Source organism: Pseudomonas sp. TYF_14 (genome assembly GCF_043105275.1).
In the GTDB taxonomy this organism is placed as follows: domain Bacteria; phylum Pseudomonadota; class Gammaproteobacteria; order Pseudomonadales; family Pseudomonadaceae; genus Aquipseudomonas; species Aquipseudomonas alloputida.
Map to the genome: position 1 here is coordinate 90,248 of NZ_JBICLK010000006.1, position 17,452 is coordinate 107,699.

Genomic DNA, 17,452 nt, shown 5'->3' on the forward strand with positions numbered 1-17,452 from the left:
GTCGGGTATTGCCATCGGGGCCGCAAAGCGCCCCCCTCAGTGATCCAACGCCTGCTGCAACGCTACCCCTGCTCCCTCCAACCCGGAAAACTCCGCCGTCACCAGCCACACCGGCACCCCGGTGAAATAGCCACTCATACACCCCTTGTCGGCAAAACTCGCGGCAAACCCGCTACGCAGGAACAGCTCGGCAAAGCGCGGAATCACACCGCCCACAATATAGACCCCGCCTCGCGCGCCCAGCGTCAGCACATTGTTACCCGCCACTCGCCCAAGGAAACGACAGAACTGCTCGACCACCGCCAGCGCCCGTGGCTCCCCGCCCAGCGCGGCATCGGTGATATGCGCCGGGGTCTTGTGCCTGGGCGTGTCGCCGTCCAGCGCACAGATCGCCTGGTACAGCCGCACCAGGCCACCCCCACTGAGCACGGCCTCGGCGCTGACATGACCGATCTGACTGTGGATCTGCTGGTGGATTGCCGCTTCGCGAGCATTGCCTACCGGCAGGTCAACATGCCCGCCTTCACCCGGCAGGGCCTTCCAGAGCTGTTCGCCCAGGCGCAGCAGCGAGCCCACACCCAGGCCAGTACCTGGCCCGATCACCAGTGCCGGCCTCGAGGGGTCGGCCTGGCCGGGGCACACCTCGCGGAACTCGCCTTCGCGCAGACGCGTCATGCCCAGTGCCATTGCGGTGAAATCATTGATCAGCAACAGTCGCTCGACCTGCAAGGTCTTGCAAAATGCCGTGCGACTCAGGCGCCAGTGGTTGTTGGTGAAGCGGAATTCATCGCCATCGACCGGGCCGGCCACCGCCAGGCACACCGCCGCCAGGCCACCGCGGGCGATACCTTGGCTTTCCAGGTAGGCCTCGATGGCCTGCTCGGGGTTGGTGTAGTCCGCGGTGGCGAAAACATTTACTTCATGCAGCTGGTTGTCACGCCACAACGCAAAACGGGCATTGGTGCCGCCAATATCACCAACCAGCAGGTGCTTCATTTGAGGTGCTCCAGGGCCGAGGTAAAGGCACTGGCGCCCTGCTCTGCCGGGCTGAACGCCATGCGCATGAAGCCGAACAGCTCGCGCCCACAACCCAGGTCGTTGCCCTGGGGTGCCGGCGGCAGCTCACGGCTGGCCAGTTCTTCGGCCGACACCATGATCCGCAACGTGCCTTCGACTCCGTCGACCCGCACGATATCACCATCGCGCACCCGTGCCAGCGGGCCGCCGTCGTAAGCCTCCGGGCAAACGTGGATGGCCGCGGGGATCTTGCCCGAGGCACCGGACATGCGCCCGTCGGTGACCAACGCAACCTTGTAGCCACGGTCCTGCAATACACCGAGGAACGGGGTGAGCTTGTGCAGTTCCGGCATGCCATTGCAGCGCGGGCCCTGGAAGCGCACCACCGCGACAAAGTCACGCTCCAGCTCACCGGCCTTGAACGCATCGGCCAGCGACTGCTGGTCCTGGAACACCCGCGCCGGGGCCTCGACCACCTGGTGCTCGGGGGCGACGGCAGATACTTTCATCACGCCACGGCCCAGGTTGCCTTCCATCACCCGCAGACCGCCTTCGGCCGAGAATGGTCGCGACACCGGGCGCAGGATGCTTTCGTCCAGGCTGTGTTGCGGCCCTTCGCGCCACACCAGCTTGCCATTGTCGAGGAAGGGTTCCTGGGTGTAGCGGCGCAGGCCATGGCCGGCCACGGTGTTGACATCTTCGTGCAGCAGGCCGGCGTCGAGCAGTTCACGAATGAGGAAGGCCATGCCGCCGGCAGCCTGGAAGTGGTTGATGTCGGCCTTGCCGTTGGGGTAGACGTGCGACAGGGTCGGCACCACTTCGGAGAGGTCGGCCATGTCCTGCCAGGTCAGCTGGATACCCGCAGCCTGGGCGATCGCCGGGATGTGCAGGGTGTGGTTGGTCGAGCCGCCGGTAGCGTGCAGCGCGACGATGGAGTTGACCAGCGCCTTCTCGTCGACGATTTCGCCCAGCGGCATGAAGCTGCCGCTGGCCTTGGTCATGCGCGTCACCTGCTGCGCAGCCTCGGCGGTGAGTGCGTCACGCAGCGGCGTGTACGGGTTGACGAACGAGGCGCCCGGCAGGTGCAGCCCCATCACTTCCATCACCAACTGGTTGGTGTTGGCGGTGCCGTAGAAGGTGCAGGTGCCGGGGCTGTGGTAGGAATTCATCTCGGACTCCAACAGCTCTTCGCGGCTGGCCTTGCCTTCGGCATAGCGCTGGCGCACATCGGCCTTCTGCTTGTTGGAGATGCCGGAAACCATTGGCCCACCCGGGACGAAGATGGTCGGCAGGTGGCCGAAGCGCAACGCGCCCATCATCAGGCCGGGGACGATCTTGTCGCAGATGCCCAGCATGAGTGCCGCGTCGAACATGTTGTGCGACAACGCTACCGCCGTGGACATCGCGATCACTTCACGGCTGGCGATCGCCAGCTCCATGCCCGGCTCGCCCTGGGTCACCCCGTCGCACATGGCCGGCACGCCACCGGCGAACTGGCCGACCGAACCGACCTCGCGCAGGGCCTGCTTGATCTGCTCGGGGAAGTGCAAGTAAGGCTGGTGGGCAGACAACATGTCGTTGTAGGCCGAGACGATGGCCACGTTGGCCGCGTTCATCAGGCGCAGAGTCTGCTTGTCTTCGCTGCCGCAACCGGCCACGCCGTGGGCGAAGTTGGCGCACTGCAGGCTGGCACGCATGGGGCCTTCACTGGCCGCACCGCGAATCAGTTGCAGGTAGCGTTCGCGGGTGGCGCGGCTGCGTTCGACCAGCCGCTGGGTGACCTCAAGGATGCGCGGATGCATGTACTGGACTCCAGGCTAATTGTAAGGGCGGTTTACCGGGCATTTCCCCTCCAAACGATTGCGGCCTAGGCTCATGGTTAGGAGCCCGCTGCATCGGTGGAGGCACGACGCCCAACCACTCGTTGTATATTTAAACAAAATACTGCCACTAAAAAGGCTTGTTTTCTATCAGCCAGTGAATAATCTTGTAATTCCAACAACAAAACCGTTTCAGTGAAGCTCCTTTGTGCCACAGGTTTCACTCGAACTGCCAGAGGTACTGCCATGACCCTTCGCATCGCCATCAATGGATTCGGCCGAATCGGGCGCAATGTCCTGCGCGCACTGTATACCCAAGGCTACCGCCAGGACCTGCAGGTCGTCGCCATCAACGACCTGGGCGACAGCACCATGAATGCCCACCTGCTCAAGTACGACAGTGTCCACGGCACCTTCGACGCGACCGTCGAGGCCGACCACGAAAGCCTGACGGTCAACGGTGACCGTATCGCGGTCAGTGCCATTCGCAATCCGGCCGAACTGCCCTGGAAGGCCGAGGCGATCGACGTGGTGTTCGAGTGCACCGGGCTGTTCACCGACCGCACCAAAGCCGCTGCGCACCTCGCCGCCGGGGCGGGCAAGGTGATTGTCTCGGCTCCGGCCAAGGGTGCCGATGCCACCGTGGTATACGGGGTCAACCACGACATCCTGCGCGCCTCGCACCAGATCATTTCCAATGCCTCCTGCACCACCAACTGCCTGGCGCCGATCGCCCAGGTGCTGCACCGTGAGTTCGGCATCGAGCAAGGCCTGATGACCACCATCCACGCCTACACCAACGACCAGGTGCTGACTGACGTTTACCACAGCGACCCGTACCGCGCGCGTTCAGCCACCCAGTCGATGATCCCGAGCAAGACCGGTGCCGCCGAGGCCGTGGGCCTGGTGCTGCCGGAGCTGGCCGGCAAGCTGACCGGCATGGCGGTGCGGGTGCCCGTCATCAACGTGTCGTTGGTGGATCTCACCGTCAACCTCAAGCGCGAGGCCACGGCCGAGCAGGTCAACCAGCTGTTCCTCGAGGCCAGCAAGCACTCCAAGGTATTGGGCTACAACGCTCTGCCATTGGTTTCCTGCGATTTCAACCACAACCCGCTGTCGTCGATCTTCGATGCCAACCATACCCGGGCCAACGGGCGGATGCTCAAGGTGCTGGCCTGGTATGACAACGAGTGGGGGTTCAGCAACCGGATGCTGGACAACTGCCTGGCGCTGCACCGGGCTGGCTGAGCATGACAAGGCATTTTCGGCGCCTATGAAATCGAGCGCCGCCCGCGCGGCGCATCGCGAGCAAGCTCGCTCCTACATTTGTTTCGGGCCAGTCCATCCTGTGCCACTCGCGCGCGACCGCCTTGTTTGTACGACGCGATATCGAGCCATGCGCCAGGGCGTTCGCGCGCAAATCCCACAGGCATAATTGGCCCGAAACAAATGTAGGAGCGAGCTTGCTCGCGATGCGCCGCGCGGGCGGCGCTCGATTTCAAATACACAGAAAATCCACCGCCAAGCGCCCGCAGACTCACAATCTTTACCTTTTCCTGATAATTCCACACTTGACCTGCAGCACGGATGATAAGCATTATCATTAACCTTTCGTCGGCCAGGTCCCCCCGTGAGTCAGTCCCGGTTCAATTCCGTCTTCCTCGTTCAGCGCCTCACCCTGCTGCGTACCCTGCAGCGCATGGTCGGTAACCCCAGCACGGCCGAAGACCTGCTGCAGGAAACCTACCTGCGGGTGTCCCGCGCGCTGGGCGAGCGGCCCATCGAGCACATCGAGCCGTTCGTGTTTCAGACCGCGCGCAACCTGGCGCTGGACCACCTGCGTGCACGCCGGGTGCAGGCACGCATGCTGGTCGACGACGTGCCCGACGAAGTGCTGCACAGTGTCGCCGCGCCAGCCACCAGCAGCGAGGATGCCGCCCACGCCGAGCAGTTGCTCAAGCACCTCAGCGTCAGCCTCAATCAACTGAGCGAACGCCAACAACGCATTTTCATCCTCAGCCGCCTGCATGGCGCCACCTATCTGGAAATCGCCGAACAACTGAGTGTTTCGCCCAGCACGGTACAAAAGGAACTGAAACTGATCATGGCAATCTGCATGGGTGTTGCCGAACGACTCAAGTGAGCTGCCCCCAGGCGAACGGCAACGCAAAGCCCTTGCCACACCCCGCCTTAGCCTTGATCATTCGCAAAAAAACCATTCAAGGATTCACCGTGACCGACAGCCCTGCCCCTCGCCCGTCACCTGCCAGGCCTGATGCCCGTGCTCGTGCCATGGACGAGGCGCTGGACTGGCTGGTGCGCCTGCAATGCGCAGATGCCGCAGACACCCAGGCCTTTGAAGCCTGGCTGAGCGCCGCGCCGGAAAACGCCGAGGCCTATGTCGAAGCCGAGGCGCTGTGGAACGGTACGCCGTTGCACAAGGTGGCCACGCACATGCACCAGCAGCAACGCCGCTCATGGCGCGGGCGCCTGCGCAGTCACTGGAAACCCCTGGCCACCGCAGCGCTGCTGCTGGTCGGGCTATTCACCGTCGGTAACCTGCCCATGCGCCTGCAGGCCGACCACCTTACGGTGGTCGGCGAGCGCCAGCGCCTGCAACTGGAAGACGGCGCAAAAGTGCTGCTCAACACCAATTCGGCATTCGCCAGCGAACGCCAGGACGGCCGCCAGGTCGCCCGCCTGCTACAGGGCGAGGCTTACTTCCAGGTCCCCGAGGGCGCGCAGCTGCCGCTGGAGGTGGAAGCCGGGCCGTTGCGCGCACAGGTGCGCGACACCGACTTTGCCGTGCGCTACCTTGACGGCGAGGCCCAGGTACGGGTGCAACGCGGCGATGTCGACCTGCAGGGGGAGCGCGACCAGCGCATCCGCCTGAGGGCCGGCGACAGCATCAGCGTCGGCCCCCAGGGCTTTGGCCAGCGCCAGCGCCCCGACATGCACAAGGACCTGGCCTGGATCGACGGCCGCCTGGTGTTCGAGAACTGCCCGTTGAGCCAGGTGCTGGCCGAAGTACAGCGCTACTACCCGGGCTGGATCATCAACCGCAATGCGCAGTTGGAGCACGTTGCCGTCACCGGTAACTACCGCCTCGACCAGCCACTGGAAACCCTGCGCGCACTGGCCCACATCACCTCGGCACAACTGCATGAGTACCCGGCGCTGGTCATCCTGAACTGACCCCTGAATTATTTTTACGCGATCGCACTCGCCCGCCCGTCTCGTTATAGCCAATGCAACTGATTCTTGTTTGAGAACGAGAACAGCCATCACCTATAACAGCCCGCGCGTCTGGGAGCGCTTCCGATGTCCACTGGTCCTACCCGCTCGTCCAACCTTCCCCGCCGTACAGGACAACTGTCCCTGTTGACCCTTGCCCTGCTCGCCAGCGGTGCCTGCAGCCTGCCGGCGCTGGCCGCCGAGCCGGCCCAGGCCAGCAGCCCGCGCATGGGCGACTACCGCTTCAGCATCGGCCAGCAGCCGCTGGTGTCGGCGATCAACGCCTTCAGCCAGGTCACCGGCTGGCAGGTCGGCTTCAGCGCCGAGCTGGCCGACGGCGTGGCTTCGCCAGGCGTACAGGGTTCGCTGCCGCCAGATGCTGCCCTCAAGCGCCTGTTGCGGGGCACCGGGCTGAGCTTTCGCAAGATCAGCAACGGCAATGTGGTACTGGAGCGCCAAACCGCAAGCAACGTGATCGCCCTGCAGCAGGTGACCGTCAGCGCTACCCGCAGCGCTCAGGACGTCAGCCAGGTACCCAGCACTGTCAGTGTGCAGACCCGTGAGCAACTGGACCGGCAGAACGTGAACAATATCCAGGATCTGGTGCGCTACGAGCCGGGGGTGTCGGTATCCGGAACCGGCCAACGCAGCGGGCTGAACGGCTACAACATCCGTGGTATCGACGGCGAGCGGATCCTCACCCAGGTCGACGGCGTGTCGATCCCCGACAGCTTCTTCTACGGCCCTTACGCCCAGACCCAGCGCAACTACGTCGACCCGGAAATCGTCAAGCGTGTGGAAATCCTCCGCGGCCCGGCCTCGGTGTTGTATGGCAGCAACGCCATCGGCGGTGCGGTGAGCTACTTCACCCTCGACCCGGACGACATCATCAAGCCCGGTAAAGATGTGGGGGCACGCCTGAAAACCGGCTACAGCTCGGCCGACGAAAGCTGGCTGACCTCCGCCACCGTCGCCGGCCGCCAGGGTGACTTCGACGGCCTGCTGCACCTGAGCCAGCGCAACGGCCACGAGACCGAAACCCACGGCAGCCACAGTGGCGACGGCCTGTCGCGCACCGAAGCCAACCCGATGGACGTGCGCACCACCAACGTGCTGGCCAAGCTGGGCTGGAACTACGCCGACGACGCGCGCCTGGGGTTCACCTACGAGCGCTACAAGGATGACCGTGACCAGAACATCCTCAGCGCGGTGGGTGGGCCGTTCATTCCGGGCTTCGGTGGCATGAACTCGTACCGCATGCGCCAAGGCAACGACACGATCACCCGTGAACGCTTCGGCCTCAATCATGAATTCGACCTCGATAGCGTGGTCGCGGATCACGTCAAATGGAGCCTCAACTACCAGATCGCGAAGACCGACCAACGTACCGATGAGCTGTATGTCGCCTCGGGACGCCAAGTGTTTCGGGACCGGCAGACTACCTACAAGGATCGCCAGTGGGTATTCGACGCCCAATTGGACAAGGCCTTCAGCATTGGCCAAACCGACCACCTGTTTACCTACGGCACCACACTCAAACAGGAGAAAGTCACGGGTTCACGTAGCGGCACCGGCACTTGCCTGAACATCGGTGGTACCTGTACAGCCATCGGACAGGACAGCGCGCGTGACGGGCAGGCCTTGGTCAGCGACTTCCCGGACCCGACCGTGAATACCTACAGCCTGTTCGCGCAGGATGAAATCCGCTGGAACAACTGGACCTTCATGCCCGGCGCGCGCTACGACTACACCCGTATGGAGCCCAAATTCACGGAAGAATTCCTGCGTGGTCTGGAGTCCAGCGGTACGGCGCCTACCGCCCAGGACGATTCGGACAAGAAGTGGCACCGCGTCTCGCCCAAGTTCGGCCTGACCTACGCCTTCAACGACAATTACACCTGGTACGGCCAGTATGCAGAGGGCTTCCGCACGCCGACCGCCAAAGCCATGTATGGCCGCTTCCAGAACCTGGACCAAGGCTACCGCGTGGAGGGCAACCCGAACCTTGAGCCTGAAAAGAGCAAAAGCTACGAAACCGGCCTGCGTGGCAACTTCGACGCCGGCAACTTCGACGTGGCAGTGTTCTACAACAAGTACCGTGATTTCATCGACGAAGATGCCGTGCAAAGCGCCAATCTGGAACAGACCTTCCAGGCCAACAACATCAAGCACGCCACCATCAAGGGTGCCGAATTCAAGGGCCGCCTGAACCTCGACCACTTCGGCGCACCGCAGGGTCTCTATACCCAAACTTCGATTGCCTACACCTATGGTCGTAACGATGACACCGGTCAACCGCTGAACAGTGTCAACCCGCTCAAAGGCGTATTTGGCCTGGGCTACGAGCAACAGAACTACGGTGGCTTGCTGAGCTGGACGCTGGTCAAGCGCAAGACCCGTGTCGACGACAGCACCTTCTATTCGCCTGACGGTTCTACCTCGAAGTTCCGCACCCCGGGCTACGGTGTGCTGGACCTGACCGGTTACTACAAGGTCACCGACGACGTCACCATCAACGCCGGGCTGTACAACCTTACCGACAAGAAGTACTGGCAGTGGGATTCGGTGCGCAGCTACGACGGCCAGGGTGAGGCGGCTGTGACCCAGCCAGCCAACATCGACCGCCTGACCATGCCGGGGCGCAACTTCGGTATCAATGTGGTTTGGGATATCTGATCGCTTTAAATGTGCATTGGTTGTGAGATCGAGCGCCGCCCGCGCGGCGCATCGCGAGCGAAGCTCGCTCCTACATCTGTTTCGGGCCTATAACACCTGTGACCGCGCGCGACCGCCTTGTTGGCTCGACACAATACAGAGCCGGACAGCAAGGGGCCGCGCGCATAAGGCGCAGGAATAACTGGCCCGAAACAGATGTAGGAGCGAGCTTCGCTCGCGATGCGCCGCGCGGGCGGCGCTCGATCTCTCAGGCGCTGCAATAACCAATCTGAAAAAAACCTTTTTTTACTGTCCCGCTCCCGCTGTTTCGTCTTGTATCTAGACGCCCTCTTTCCAAGGACTGCCCCATGACCGACCGCCCAGCCCTGCGCTCCCAGCGCCTGAACCAGATCACCCACGCCCCGCACGCCGAGCTGGATGCCCTGGTGAAATCCCACGCGCCTTTCGACAGCCGCGAAAGTTTCGCCCGCTTCGTCGTCGCACAGTACCTGTTCCAGTCCGAGCTGCAGGCCCTGTACAACGACCCTCAGCTGATCGCCATCGTCCCTGATCTGGCTGAGCGCTGCCGTGCCGACCAGGCCCGCCTGGACCTTGCCGACCTCGACACCGAAGTACCGGCCGCCGTACCGGGTGCCGTGGGCAAGCCGAGCCTGGGCGAGGCAATGGGCTGGATCTTCGTCTCCGAAGGCTCCAAACTGGGCGCTGCGTTTCTGATCAAGCGTGCCGTGGCCCTGGAACTGTCCGACAGCTTCGGCGCCCGTCACCTGGGGGAGCCCGCCGGTGGCCGTGCCGAAGGCTGGAAGCAGTTCACCCGCATCCTCGATGGCCTGGCGCTCTCGCCTGAAGAGGAAGCGGCTGCCGAACGCGGTGCAGTGGCCGCCTTCGAACGCTTCACCCAGTTGCTCAAGCACGCCTACGCTGCGGATGCCGCGCTGGTCTGATACGCCGTAGCCGGCCACCCCTCCGGTGGCCGAACCGTTTTTTGCAGTGAGAACATGACCCTACCAGCCCGCTCGAAACTCGCCCGCCTGTTGTATGGAATCCTGGCTTACGTGAGCCTCGGGGTGGGCCTGGTTGCCATTGTGATTCCCGGCTTGCCGACCACCGAGTTCATCCTGCTGGCCGCCTGGGCCGCCACACGCAGTTCACCGCGCCTGTCGGCATGGCTGGAGAACCACCGGCTGTTCGGGCCAATTCTGCATAACTGGCGCAACGGCAAGGTGATCCAGCGCCGGGCCAAGGTCAGCGCAACCATCAGCATGCTGCTGTGCGCGGGCCTGATGCTGACCTTTCTGGAACATCACTGGCCGGTATTCCTGGCAATCGCCGGCATGACCCTGGGCAACCTGTGGATCTGGTCACGCCCGGAACATGCCTGCCCTGCCCCGTCACAAGCTCAGCAGCCCTGAATACAAGGCGTAGGCCGCCAGCGCGGCACCCACCAGCACGGCGGCGAAAATCAGCTTTTCCCAGGCCGTGAACAACGTCTGCCCCTGCTCATGCTTGGCCCTCGCGAACAAGATGACGCCGGGGGCGTACAGCAGCGCCGAAAGCAGCAGGTACTTGAGCCCGCCGGCATACAGCAGCCACACGGCATACAGCAGGGCAACCAGCGCCACCAGCAAGTCCTTGCGCCGCAACCTCGGCTGCCCGCCATAGGTTTCTGCGCGCATCGCCAGCAGCACGGCATAGGCCGCAGACCACAGGTAGGGCACCAGGATCATTGACGAGGCCAGGTAGATCAGACTGGTGTACGTACCGGCGGAGAACAGCGTAATCAGCAGGAAACCCTGAATCATGCAGTTGGTCAGCCACAGGGCGTTAGCCGGCACATGGTTGGCGTTTTCCTTGGCCAGAAAGCGCGGCATGGTCTTGTCCCGCGCCGTGGCGTAAAGGATTTCGGCACACAGCAGCGCCCATGAAAGCAAGGCGCCAAGCAGCGAGACCGCCAGGCCGAGGCTGATCAGCAAGGCGCCCCAGGGGCCGACGATATGCTCCAGCACCGAGGCCAGCGAGGGGTTCTGCAGACCGGCCAGTTCCGGTTGGGTCATGATGCCCAGCGACAACACGTTGACCAGCACCAGCAGCGCCAGCACACCCAGAAAACCGATGACCGTGGCCTTGCCCACGTCTGACCGACGCTGGGCGCGCCCGGAATACACACTGGCGCCCTCGATGCCGATGAACACGAACACGGTCACCAGCATCATGTTGCGCACCTGCTCCAGCACGCTGCCGAATTGTGGGTTGCTCAAGCCCCAGATATCCCGGGTGAAGATATCGGCGCGGAAGGCAAATGCCGCGATCACCACGAAAATCAGCAAAGGCACCACTTTGGCCACGGTGGTGACCTGGTTGATGAAGGCCGCCTCCTTGATACCGCGCAGCACCAGAAAATGTACCGACCACAGCAGCAGCGATGCACAACCGATGGCGATGGGTGTGTTGCCTTCGCCGAACACCGGGAAGTAGAAGCCCAGGGTGCTGAACAGCAGCACGAAATAGCCGACGTTGCCCAGCCAGGCGCTGATCCAGTAGCCCCAGGCCGAGGAAAAGCCCATGTACTCGCCAAAGCCGGCCTTGGCGTAGGCATATACCCCCGAGTCCAGTTCCGGCTTGCGGTTGGCCAGGGTCTGGAACACGAAGGCCAGGGCCAACATGCCGACCGCGGTGATCCCCCAGCCGATCAGCACTGCGCCCACATCAGCACGCGCGGCCATGTTCTGCGGCAGCGAGAAGATCCCGCCGCCAATCATCGACCCGACCACCAGCGCGATCAGCGCGCCCAGGCGCAGCTTCTGTCCCGGTTCGCTCATGAGCCTCCCTTTCTTCGAGCCCTGTCATGCGTTTGAAACAGCCTTGCGGGCTATATGAATATCGTTACTTATACTAAAGCTGTGCGTTCAACCTATATCACTCATAACTGCTTTGTCTATGTGCCTGCTCTCTCAAAACTAGCAGCAGTCCGGCAACTAGAAAAGAAACGGATAAAACTCGAAATTCTTGTGGAAAATTTGCGAAAGCGGCAAAAGCAGCTAGTTTCAAGCATCGCAGGCTGAACAGAGCGTTTGCTCTAGAAGGACATGGAGGTGCCAGTACGCAAGGCCTGCAGCTCAAGCTGTCGGCACTCTCCAGGAGCACCCGTGAAGGAAATTTCCTACCTTCACGGCGCCTTAAACTGACATAAGTCAGCTCAAGGCAAAGGCGTCGGATCTATTCTGTCGTCAACTTTCTCCTGGCAGGAGTTGTTAAATGTCTGATTCATCCGGAAAACTAAAGCTCGGCGCGTTAGTTGCACTTGTCGTCGGCTCGATGATTGGCGGCGGTATCTTCTCGCTGCCACAAAACATGGCCGCCAGCGCAGGGGTTGGGGCCGTACTGATCGGCTGGGCGATCACCGCAGTCGGCATGCTGACCCTGGCCTTCGTGTTCCAGACCCTGGCCAACCGCAAGCCCGACCTGGATGGTGGGGTGTATGCGTATGCCAAGGCTGGCTTCGGCGACTACATGGGCTTTTCCTCAGCCTGGGGCTACTGGATCAGTGCCTGGCTGGGCAACGTCGGCTACTTCGTGCTGCTGTTCAGCACCCTGGGCTACTTCTTCCCGATCTTCGGTGAAGGCAACACCCCAGCCGCCATCATTGGCGCGTCGATCCTGTTGTGGGCGGTGCACTTCCTGGTACTGCGCGGCATCAAGGAAGCCGCCTTCATCAACTTGGTCACCACTGTGGCCAAAGTGGTGCCGCTGGTGCTGTTCGCCCTGATCTGCCTGTTCGCCTTCAGGCTCGACATCTTCACCGCCGATATCTGGGCCATGGGCACGCCAGAGCTTGGCAGTGTCATGAACCAGGTGCGCAACATGATGCTGGTCACCGTGTGGGTGTTCATCGGCATCGAGGGCGCGAGCATCTTCTCGGCGCGGGCGGAAAAACGCACCGACGTGGGCAAGGCAACGGTGATCGGCTTCGTGACCGTGCTGCTGTTCCTGGTGTTGGTCAACGTGCTGTCGCTGGGCATCATGACTCAACCGGAACTGGCCAAGCTGCAGAACCCGTCGATGGCTGCCGTGCTGGAGCATGTGGTCGGCCACTGGGGGGCGGTGCTGATCAGCGTCGGCCTGGTCATCTCGCTGCTCGGGGCGCTGCTGTCGTGGGTGCTGCTGTGCGCCGAGATCATGTTCGCCGCAGCCAAGGACCACACCATGCCGGAGTTCCTGCGCCGCGAGAACGCCAAACAGGTACCGGCCAACGCCCTGTGGCTGACCAACGCCATGGTGCAGATCTTTCTGGTCATCACGCTGTTCTCAAGCAGCACCTACCTGTCTCTGATCTACCTCGCCACCTCGATGATCCTGGTGCCCTACCTGTGGTCGGCAGCCTATGCGTTCCTGCTGGCACTGCGCAGCGAAACCTACGAACAAGCCCTGGCCGAACGCAAGAAGGACCTGATCATCGGTGGCATCGCCCTGTTGTACGCCATCTGGCTGCTGTACGCCGGCGGCGTGAAATACCTGCTGCTCTCTGCCCTGCTCTACGCACCTGGCGCCATCCTGTTCGCCAAGGCCAAGCGTGAGGTGGGCAAACCGGTCTTCACCAACGTGGAAAAACTGATCTTCGCAGCCGTGGTCATTGGCGCCCTGGTGGCAGCCTATGGCCTGTATGACGGCTTCCTGACCCTTTGACCCACGTCTTCGCTCAATTGGAGGAATGAAACCATGTCCGCTGAAAAACAGAAGTACGGTGTCCACTCCGAAGCCGGCAAACTGCGCAAAGTGATGGTTTGCGCCCCGGGCCTGGCGCACAAGCGCCTGACGCCGAGCAACTGTGACGAACTGCTGTTCGACGACGTGATCTGGGTCGACCAGGCCAAGCGTGACCATTTCGACTTCGTCACCAAGATGCGCGAGCGTGGCGTGGATGTGCTGGAGATGCACAACCTGCTGACCGATATCGTGCAGAACAAAGAGGCGCTCAAGTGGATCCTCGACCGCAAGATCACCCCTGACACCGTCGGCGTAGGCCTGACCAACGAAGTGCGTAGCTGGCTCGAAGGCCTGGAGCCACGCCACCTGGCCGAATTCCTGATCGGCGGCGTGGCGGGCCAGGACCTGCCGCAAAGCGAAGGCGCCGATGTCGTGAAGATGTACAACGACTACCTGGGCCACTCCAGCTTCATCCTGCCACCACTGCCCAACACCCAGTTCACGCGCGACACCACCTGCTGGATCTACGGCGGCGTGACGTTGAACCCGATGTACTGGCCGGCGCGTCGCCAGGAAACGCTTTTGACCACCGCCATCTACAAGTTCCACAAGGAGTTCACCGAGGCCGACTTCCAGGTGTGGTATGGCGACCCGGACAAGGACCATGGCAATGCCACGCTCGAAGGCGGTGATGTGATGCCGATCGGCAATGGCATCGTGCTCATCGGCATGGGCGAGCGCACCTCGCGCCAGGCCATCGGCCAGCTCGCGCAAAACCTGTTTGCCAAGGGCGCCGTCAAGGAAGTGATCGTCGCCGGCCTGCCAAAGTCCCGCGCCGCCATGCACCTGGACACTGTCTTCAGCTTCTGCGACCGCGACCTGGTCACGGTCTTCCCGGAAGTGGTGAAAGAGATTGTGCCATTCATCATCCGCCCGGACGAAAGCAAGCCTTACGGAATGGATGTACGCCGCATCAACAAGTCGTTCATCGAAGTGGTGGGCGAGCAACTGGGCGTCCAGCTGCGCGTGGTCGAGACCGGCGGCAACAGCTTCGCCGCCGAGCGCGAACAGTGGGATGACGGTAACAACGTGGTGGCCATCGAGCCAGGCGTGGTCATTGGCTACGACCGCAACACCTACACCAACACCCTGCTGCGCAAGGCCGGCATCGAGGTCATCACCATCAGCGCCGGCGAACTGGGCCGGGGCCGTGGCGGCGGCCACTGCATGACCTGCCCTATCGTGCGCGACCCGATCGACTACTAACGACCATTACGCCCGGCCGCACCCATGAAGTGGCGGCCGGGACATCACCGAACTCAAGGAGAAACTGTCATGGCGTTCAACATTCACAACCGCAACTTGCTCAGCCTGGAACACCACACCACCCGTGAGTTGCGCTACCTGCTGGACCTGTCCCGCGACCTCAAGCGCGCCAAGTACACGGGCACCGAGCAGCAGCACCTGAAGGGCAACAACATCGCCCTGATCTTCGAAAAAACCTCCACCCGTACCCGTTGTGCCTTCGAAGTCGCAGCCTATGACCAAGGCGCCAACGTCACCTACATCGACCCCAACTCCTCGCAGATCGGCCACAAGGAAAGCATGAAGGACACCGCCCGTGTGCTTGGGCGCATGTATGACGCCATCGAGTACCGTGGCTTCAAGCAGGAAATCGTCGAAGAGCTGGCCAAGTTCGCCGGCGTACCGGTGTTCAACGGCCTGACCGACGAATACCACCCGACCCAGATGATCGCCGACGTGCTGACCATGCGTGAGCACAGCGACAAGCCGCTGCACGACATCAGCTACGCCTACCTGGGCGATGCCCGCAACAACATGGGCAACTCGCTGCTGCTGATCGGCGCCAAGCTGGGCATGGATGTGCGCATCGCCGCGCCCAAGGCACTGTGGCCACATGACGACCTGGTCGAGCGCTGCAAGCAGTACGCTGAAGAAAGCGGCGCACGCATTACCCTCACCGAAGACCCGAAAGCCGCGGTCAAGGGTGTCGACTTTGTGCATACCGACGTGTGGGTATCGATGGGCGAGCCGATCGAAGCCTGGGGTGAGCGCATCAAGCAGCTCAAGCCTTATCAGGTGAATGCCGAACTGATGAAGTCCACCGGTAACCCGCGGACCAAGTTCATGCACTGCCTGCCGGCATTCCACAACTCCGAAACCAAAGTAGGCAAGCAGATCGCCGAACAATACCCGGACCTGGCCAACGGCATCGAAGTGACCGATGACGTGTTCGAGTCGCCAGCGTGCATCGCCTTCGAGCAGGCGGAAAACCGCATGCACACGATCAAGGCGATCCTGGTATCGACCCTGGCTGATCTATAAGTAGCCCGCAGTCCCTGTGGGAGCGGGCGTGCCCGCGAAGGCGTCAGCCGCATCATCGATGATGTCAGGTCTGGCCTCTTCGCGGGCATGCCCGCTCCCACAGCGAACTCCGCAGCTTCCGTGCAGCGACAGTCCATTCATTCTTTCGCTAAAGGACATTCCACATGCGTATCGTTGTTGCATTGGGCGGCAACGCCCTGCTTCGTCGCGGCGAGCCCATGACCGCTGACAACCAGCGCGCCAATATCCGCACCGCCACCGAACAGATCGCCAAGATTCACCCTGGCAACGAGCTGGTCATCGCCCACGGCAACGGCCCGCAAGTGGGTCTGCTGTCGCTTCAGGCCCTGTCGTACAAGCCAGACGAGGCCTACCCGCTGGACGTGCTGGGTGCCGAGACCGAGGGCATGATCGGTTACATGATCGAACAGGAACTGGGCAACCTGCTGGCCTTCGAGGTGCCGTTCGCCACCCTGCTGACCCAGGTGGAAGTGGACGCCAACGACCCTGCCTTCAAGGACCCGACCAAGTTCATCGGTCCGGTCTACAGCAAGGAAGAGGCCGAGCGCCTGGCCAAGGAAAAGGGCTGGGTGGTCAAGGCCGACGGCGACAAGTACCGCCGCGTGGTAGCCAGCCCGAAACCCAAGCGCATCTTCGAAATTCGCCCGATCAAGTGGCTGCTGGAAAAAAGCAGCATCGTGATTTGCGCAGGCGGTGGCGGCATCCCCACCATGTACGATGAAAACCGCAAGCTCAAAGGCATCGAGGCGGTGATCGACAAAGACCTGTGCTCGGCGCTGCTGGCCGAGCAATTGGAAGCCGACCTTCTGATTATCGCCACCGACGTCGATGCAGCCTACATTGACTGGGGCAAGCCGACGCAGAAGGCCATCGCCCAGGCCCACCCGGACGCGTTGGAAACGCTGGGGTTTGCCGCCGGCTCCATGGGGCCGAAGGTGCAGGCCGCCTGCGACTTTGCCCGCAACACCGGCAAGGTGGCGGTGATCAGTTCGCTGGAGAACATCGAAGGCATCGTCAAAGGCAAAGCCGGCACTCGGGTTTCCACCGAGAAGCCGGGGATCAGCTACCGTTGAATGCAGTCAGCGGGCTTACGCGGCCCGCCATTTTCGACCTTCCAAAGGAGATAGCCATGGCCCAGTATCACTCCGGTCATGTACACATCGAGCGCACTGCGCTGAACAACGCCGACCACAGCTATGACCTGAACATCGAGTACGAGGCCGTGGCGGACCCCAAGGAAGGCAGAGGTATTCAGTTCCACATGCATGGCAGCATCGAAGGCAAGCCGGTGGAAGAAAAGTTCTTCCTGGCCAAGGACCAGGTCTTGCCCAGCTTCCTCATGCTACTGACCCGCAAGGCGCAGTCATATCTGGCGCCGCCGAAGAAATTCGAGACCCTGAGTTCGCCGCACAAGCTCTATGACCATATGTTCGCGGACATTCGCGAAAAGCTCGATGTGAAATCGGGCGACCCGATCAAACCTGAACATCTGGAGTGACCCTTTTCGCGAGCAAGCCCGCCCCTACAGCAGCAACCCTGTGGGAGCGGGCGCGCCCGCGAATGCGCCACCGCCGACCTTGGGCCTGAACCCCGTCTCAGGGCATACTGGCGGCCTCCATTGCCAACTGTTCGAACCC

General features: G+C 62.2%; 15 protein-coding genes. 11 read left to right on the plus strand and 4 right to left on the minus strand.

What is annotated here, in order from left to right; all coding sequences use genetic code 11:
• Window positions 1-36: 36 nt before the first annotated feature.
• Window positions 37-996: a glucokinase gene (locus tag ACF8O8_RS01785; protein ID WP_274145374.1), complete on the minus strand. Its 960-nt coding sequence runs from the start codon at window positions 994-996 to the stop codon at window positions 37-39.
• On the minus strand, window positions 993-2,819 hold the full coding sequence (gene edd / locus ACF8O8_RS01790; RefSeq protein ID WP_003255057.1) for a phosphogluconate dehydratase: 1,827 nt from the start codon (window positions 2,817-2,819) through the stop codon (window positions 993-995). The genes ACF8O8_RS01785 and edd overlap by 4 nt, the downstream gene beginning before the upstream one ends.
• A 264-nt stretch (window positions 2,820-3,083) precedes the next feature.
• Between edd and gap the strand changes: the two genes are divergently transcribed.
• A complete protein-coding gene (gene gap / locus ACF8O8_RS01795; RefSeq protein ID WP_392509165.1) occupies window positions 3,084-4,085 on the plus strand; it encodes a type I glyceraldehyde-3-phosphate dehydrogenase in 1,002 nt (333 codons plus the stop codon).
• A 23-nt stretch (window positions 4,086-4,108) separates the two neighbouring features.
• On the opposite strand, the gene ACF8O8_RS01800 is transcribed toward gap, so the two are convergent.
• Entirely contained in the window at window positions 4,109-4,435 is a 327-nt protein-coding gene (locus ACF8O8_RS01800; RefSeq protein WP_392509166.1) for a hypothetical protein, read from the minus strand.
• A gap of 32 nt (window positions 4,436-4,467) precedes the next feature.
• Here ACF8O8_RS01800 and ACF8O8_RS01805 point away from each other — a divergent pair, with 32 nt between their 5' ends.
• From ACF8O8_RS01805 to ACF8O8_RS01825, 5 genes are all read left to right on the plus strand, one after another.
• Entirely contained in the window at window positions 4,468-4,980 is a 513-nt protein-coding gene (locus ACF8O8_RS01805) for an RNA polymerase sigma factor (RefSeq protein ID WP_003255059.1), read from the plus strand.
• Window positions 4,981-5,069: 89 nt separating this feature from the next.
• On the plus strand, window positions 5,070-6,032 hold the full coding sequence (locus tag ACF8O8_RS01810; RefSeq protein WP_392509167.1) for a FecR family protein: 963 nt from the start codon (window positions 5,070-5,072) through the stop codon (window positions 6,030-6,032).
• A 126-nt stretch (window positions 6,033-6,158) separates the two neighbouring features.
• Window positions 6,159-8,747 (plus strand): TonB-dependent receptor, encoded by a 2,589-nt coding sequence (locus ACF8O8_RS01815; protein ID WP_392509168.1) that lies wholly within the window; start codon window positions 6,159-6,161, stop codon window positions 8,745-8,747.
• Window positions 8,748-9,094: 347 nt separating this feature from the next.
• Window positions 9,095-9,688 (plus strand): biliverdin-producing heme oxygenase, encoded by a 594-nt coding sequence (locus ACF8O8_RS01820; RefSeq protein ID WP_392509169.1) that lies wholly within the window; start codon window positions 9,095-9,097, stop codon window positions 9,686-9,688.
• A gap of 54 nt (window positions 9,689-9,742) precedes the next feature.
• A complete protein-coding gene (locus ACF8O8_RS01825) occupies window positions 9,743-10,156 on the plus strand; it encodes a YbaN family protein (RefSeq protein WP_020189896.1) in 414 nt (137 codons plus the stop codon).
• On the opposite strand, the gene arcD (ACF8O8_RS01830) is transcribed toward ACF8O8_RS01825, so the two are convergent.
• Window positions 10,136-11,563, minus strand: a complete 1,428-nt coding sequence (arcD, locus tag ACF8O8_RS01830; RefSeq protein ID WP_392509170.1) for an arginine-ornithine antiporter — start codon at window positions 11,561-11,563, stop codon at window positions 10,136-10,138. The two genes, ACF8O8_RS01825 and arcD (ACF8O8_RS01830), sit on opposite strands and share 21 nt — an antisense overlap.
• Before the next feature lie 436 nt (window positions 11,564-11,999).
• Here arcD (ACF8O8_RS01830) and arcD (ACF8O8_RS01835) point away from each other — a divergent pair, with 436 nt between their 5' ends.
• The 5 genes from arcD (ACF8O8_RS01835) to ACF8O8_RS01855 all read left to right on the plus strand — a co-directional run bounded on the left by arcD (ACF8O8_RS01835) (window position 12,000) and on the right by ACF8O8_RS01855 (window position 17,313).
• A complete protein-coding gene (gene arcD / locus ACF8O8_RS01835) occupies window positions 12,000-13,427 on the plus strand; it encodes an arginine-ornithine antiporter (RefSeq protein ID WP_010952187.1) in 1,428 nt (475 codons plus the stop codon).
• Window positions 13,428-13,460: 33 nt separating this feature from the next.
• Window positions 13,461-14,714, plus strand: coding sequence for an arginine deiminase (gene arcA / locus ACF8O8_RS01840; protein WP_014589852.1), 1,254 nt, complete (start codon window positions 13,461-13,463; stop codon window positions 14,712-14,714).
• Between the two features lie 69 nt (window positions 14,715-14,783).
• Complete coding sequence (locus ACF8O8_RS01845; RefSeq protein WP_010952185.1) at window positions 14,784-15,794, plus strand: ornithine carbamoyltransferase; 1,011 nt, start codon at window positions 14,784-14,786, stop codon at window positions 15,792-15,794.
• A 164-nt stretch (window positions 15,795-15,958) separates the two neighbouring features.
• Window positions 15,959-16,888, plus strand: coding sequence for a carbamate kinase (arcC, locus tag ACF8O8_RS01850; protein ID WP_047605011.1), 930 nt, complete (start codon window positions 15,959-15,961; stop codon window positions 16,886-16,888).
• 56 nt (window positions 16,889-16,944) lie between these two features.
• Entirely contained in the window at window positions 16,945-17,313 is a 369-nt protein-coding gene (locus ACF8O8_RS01855; protein WP_049588478.1) for a DUF5064 family protein, read from the plus strand.
• Window positions 17,314-17,452 lie beyond the last annotated feature (139 nt).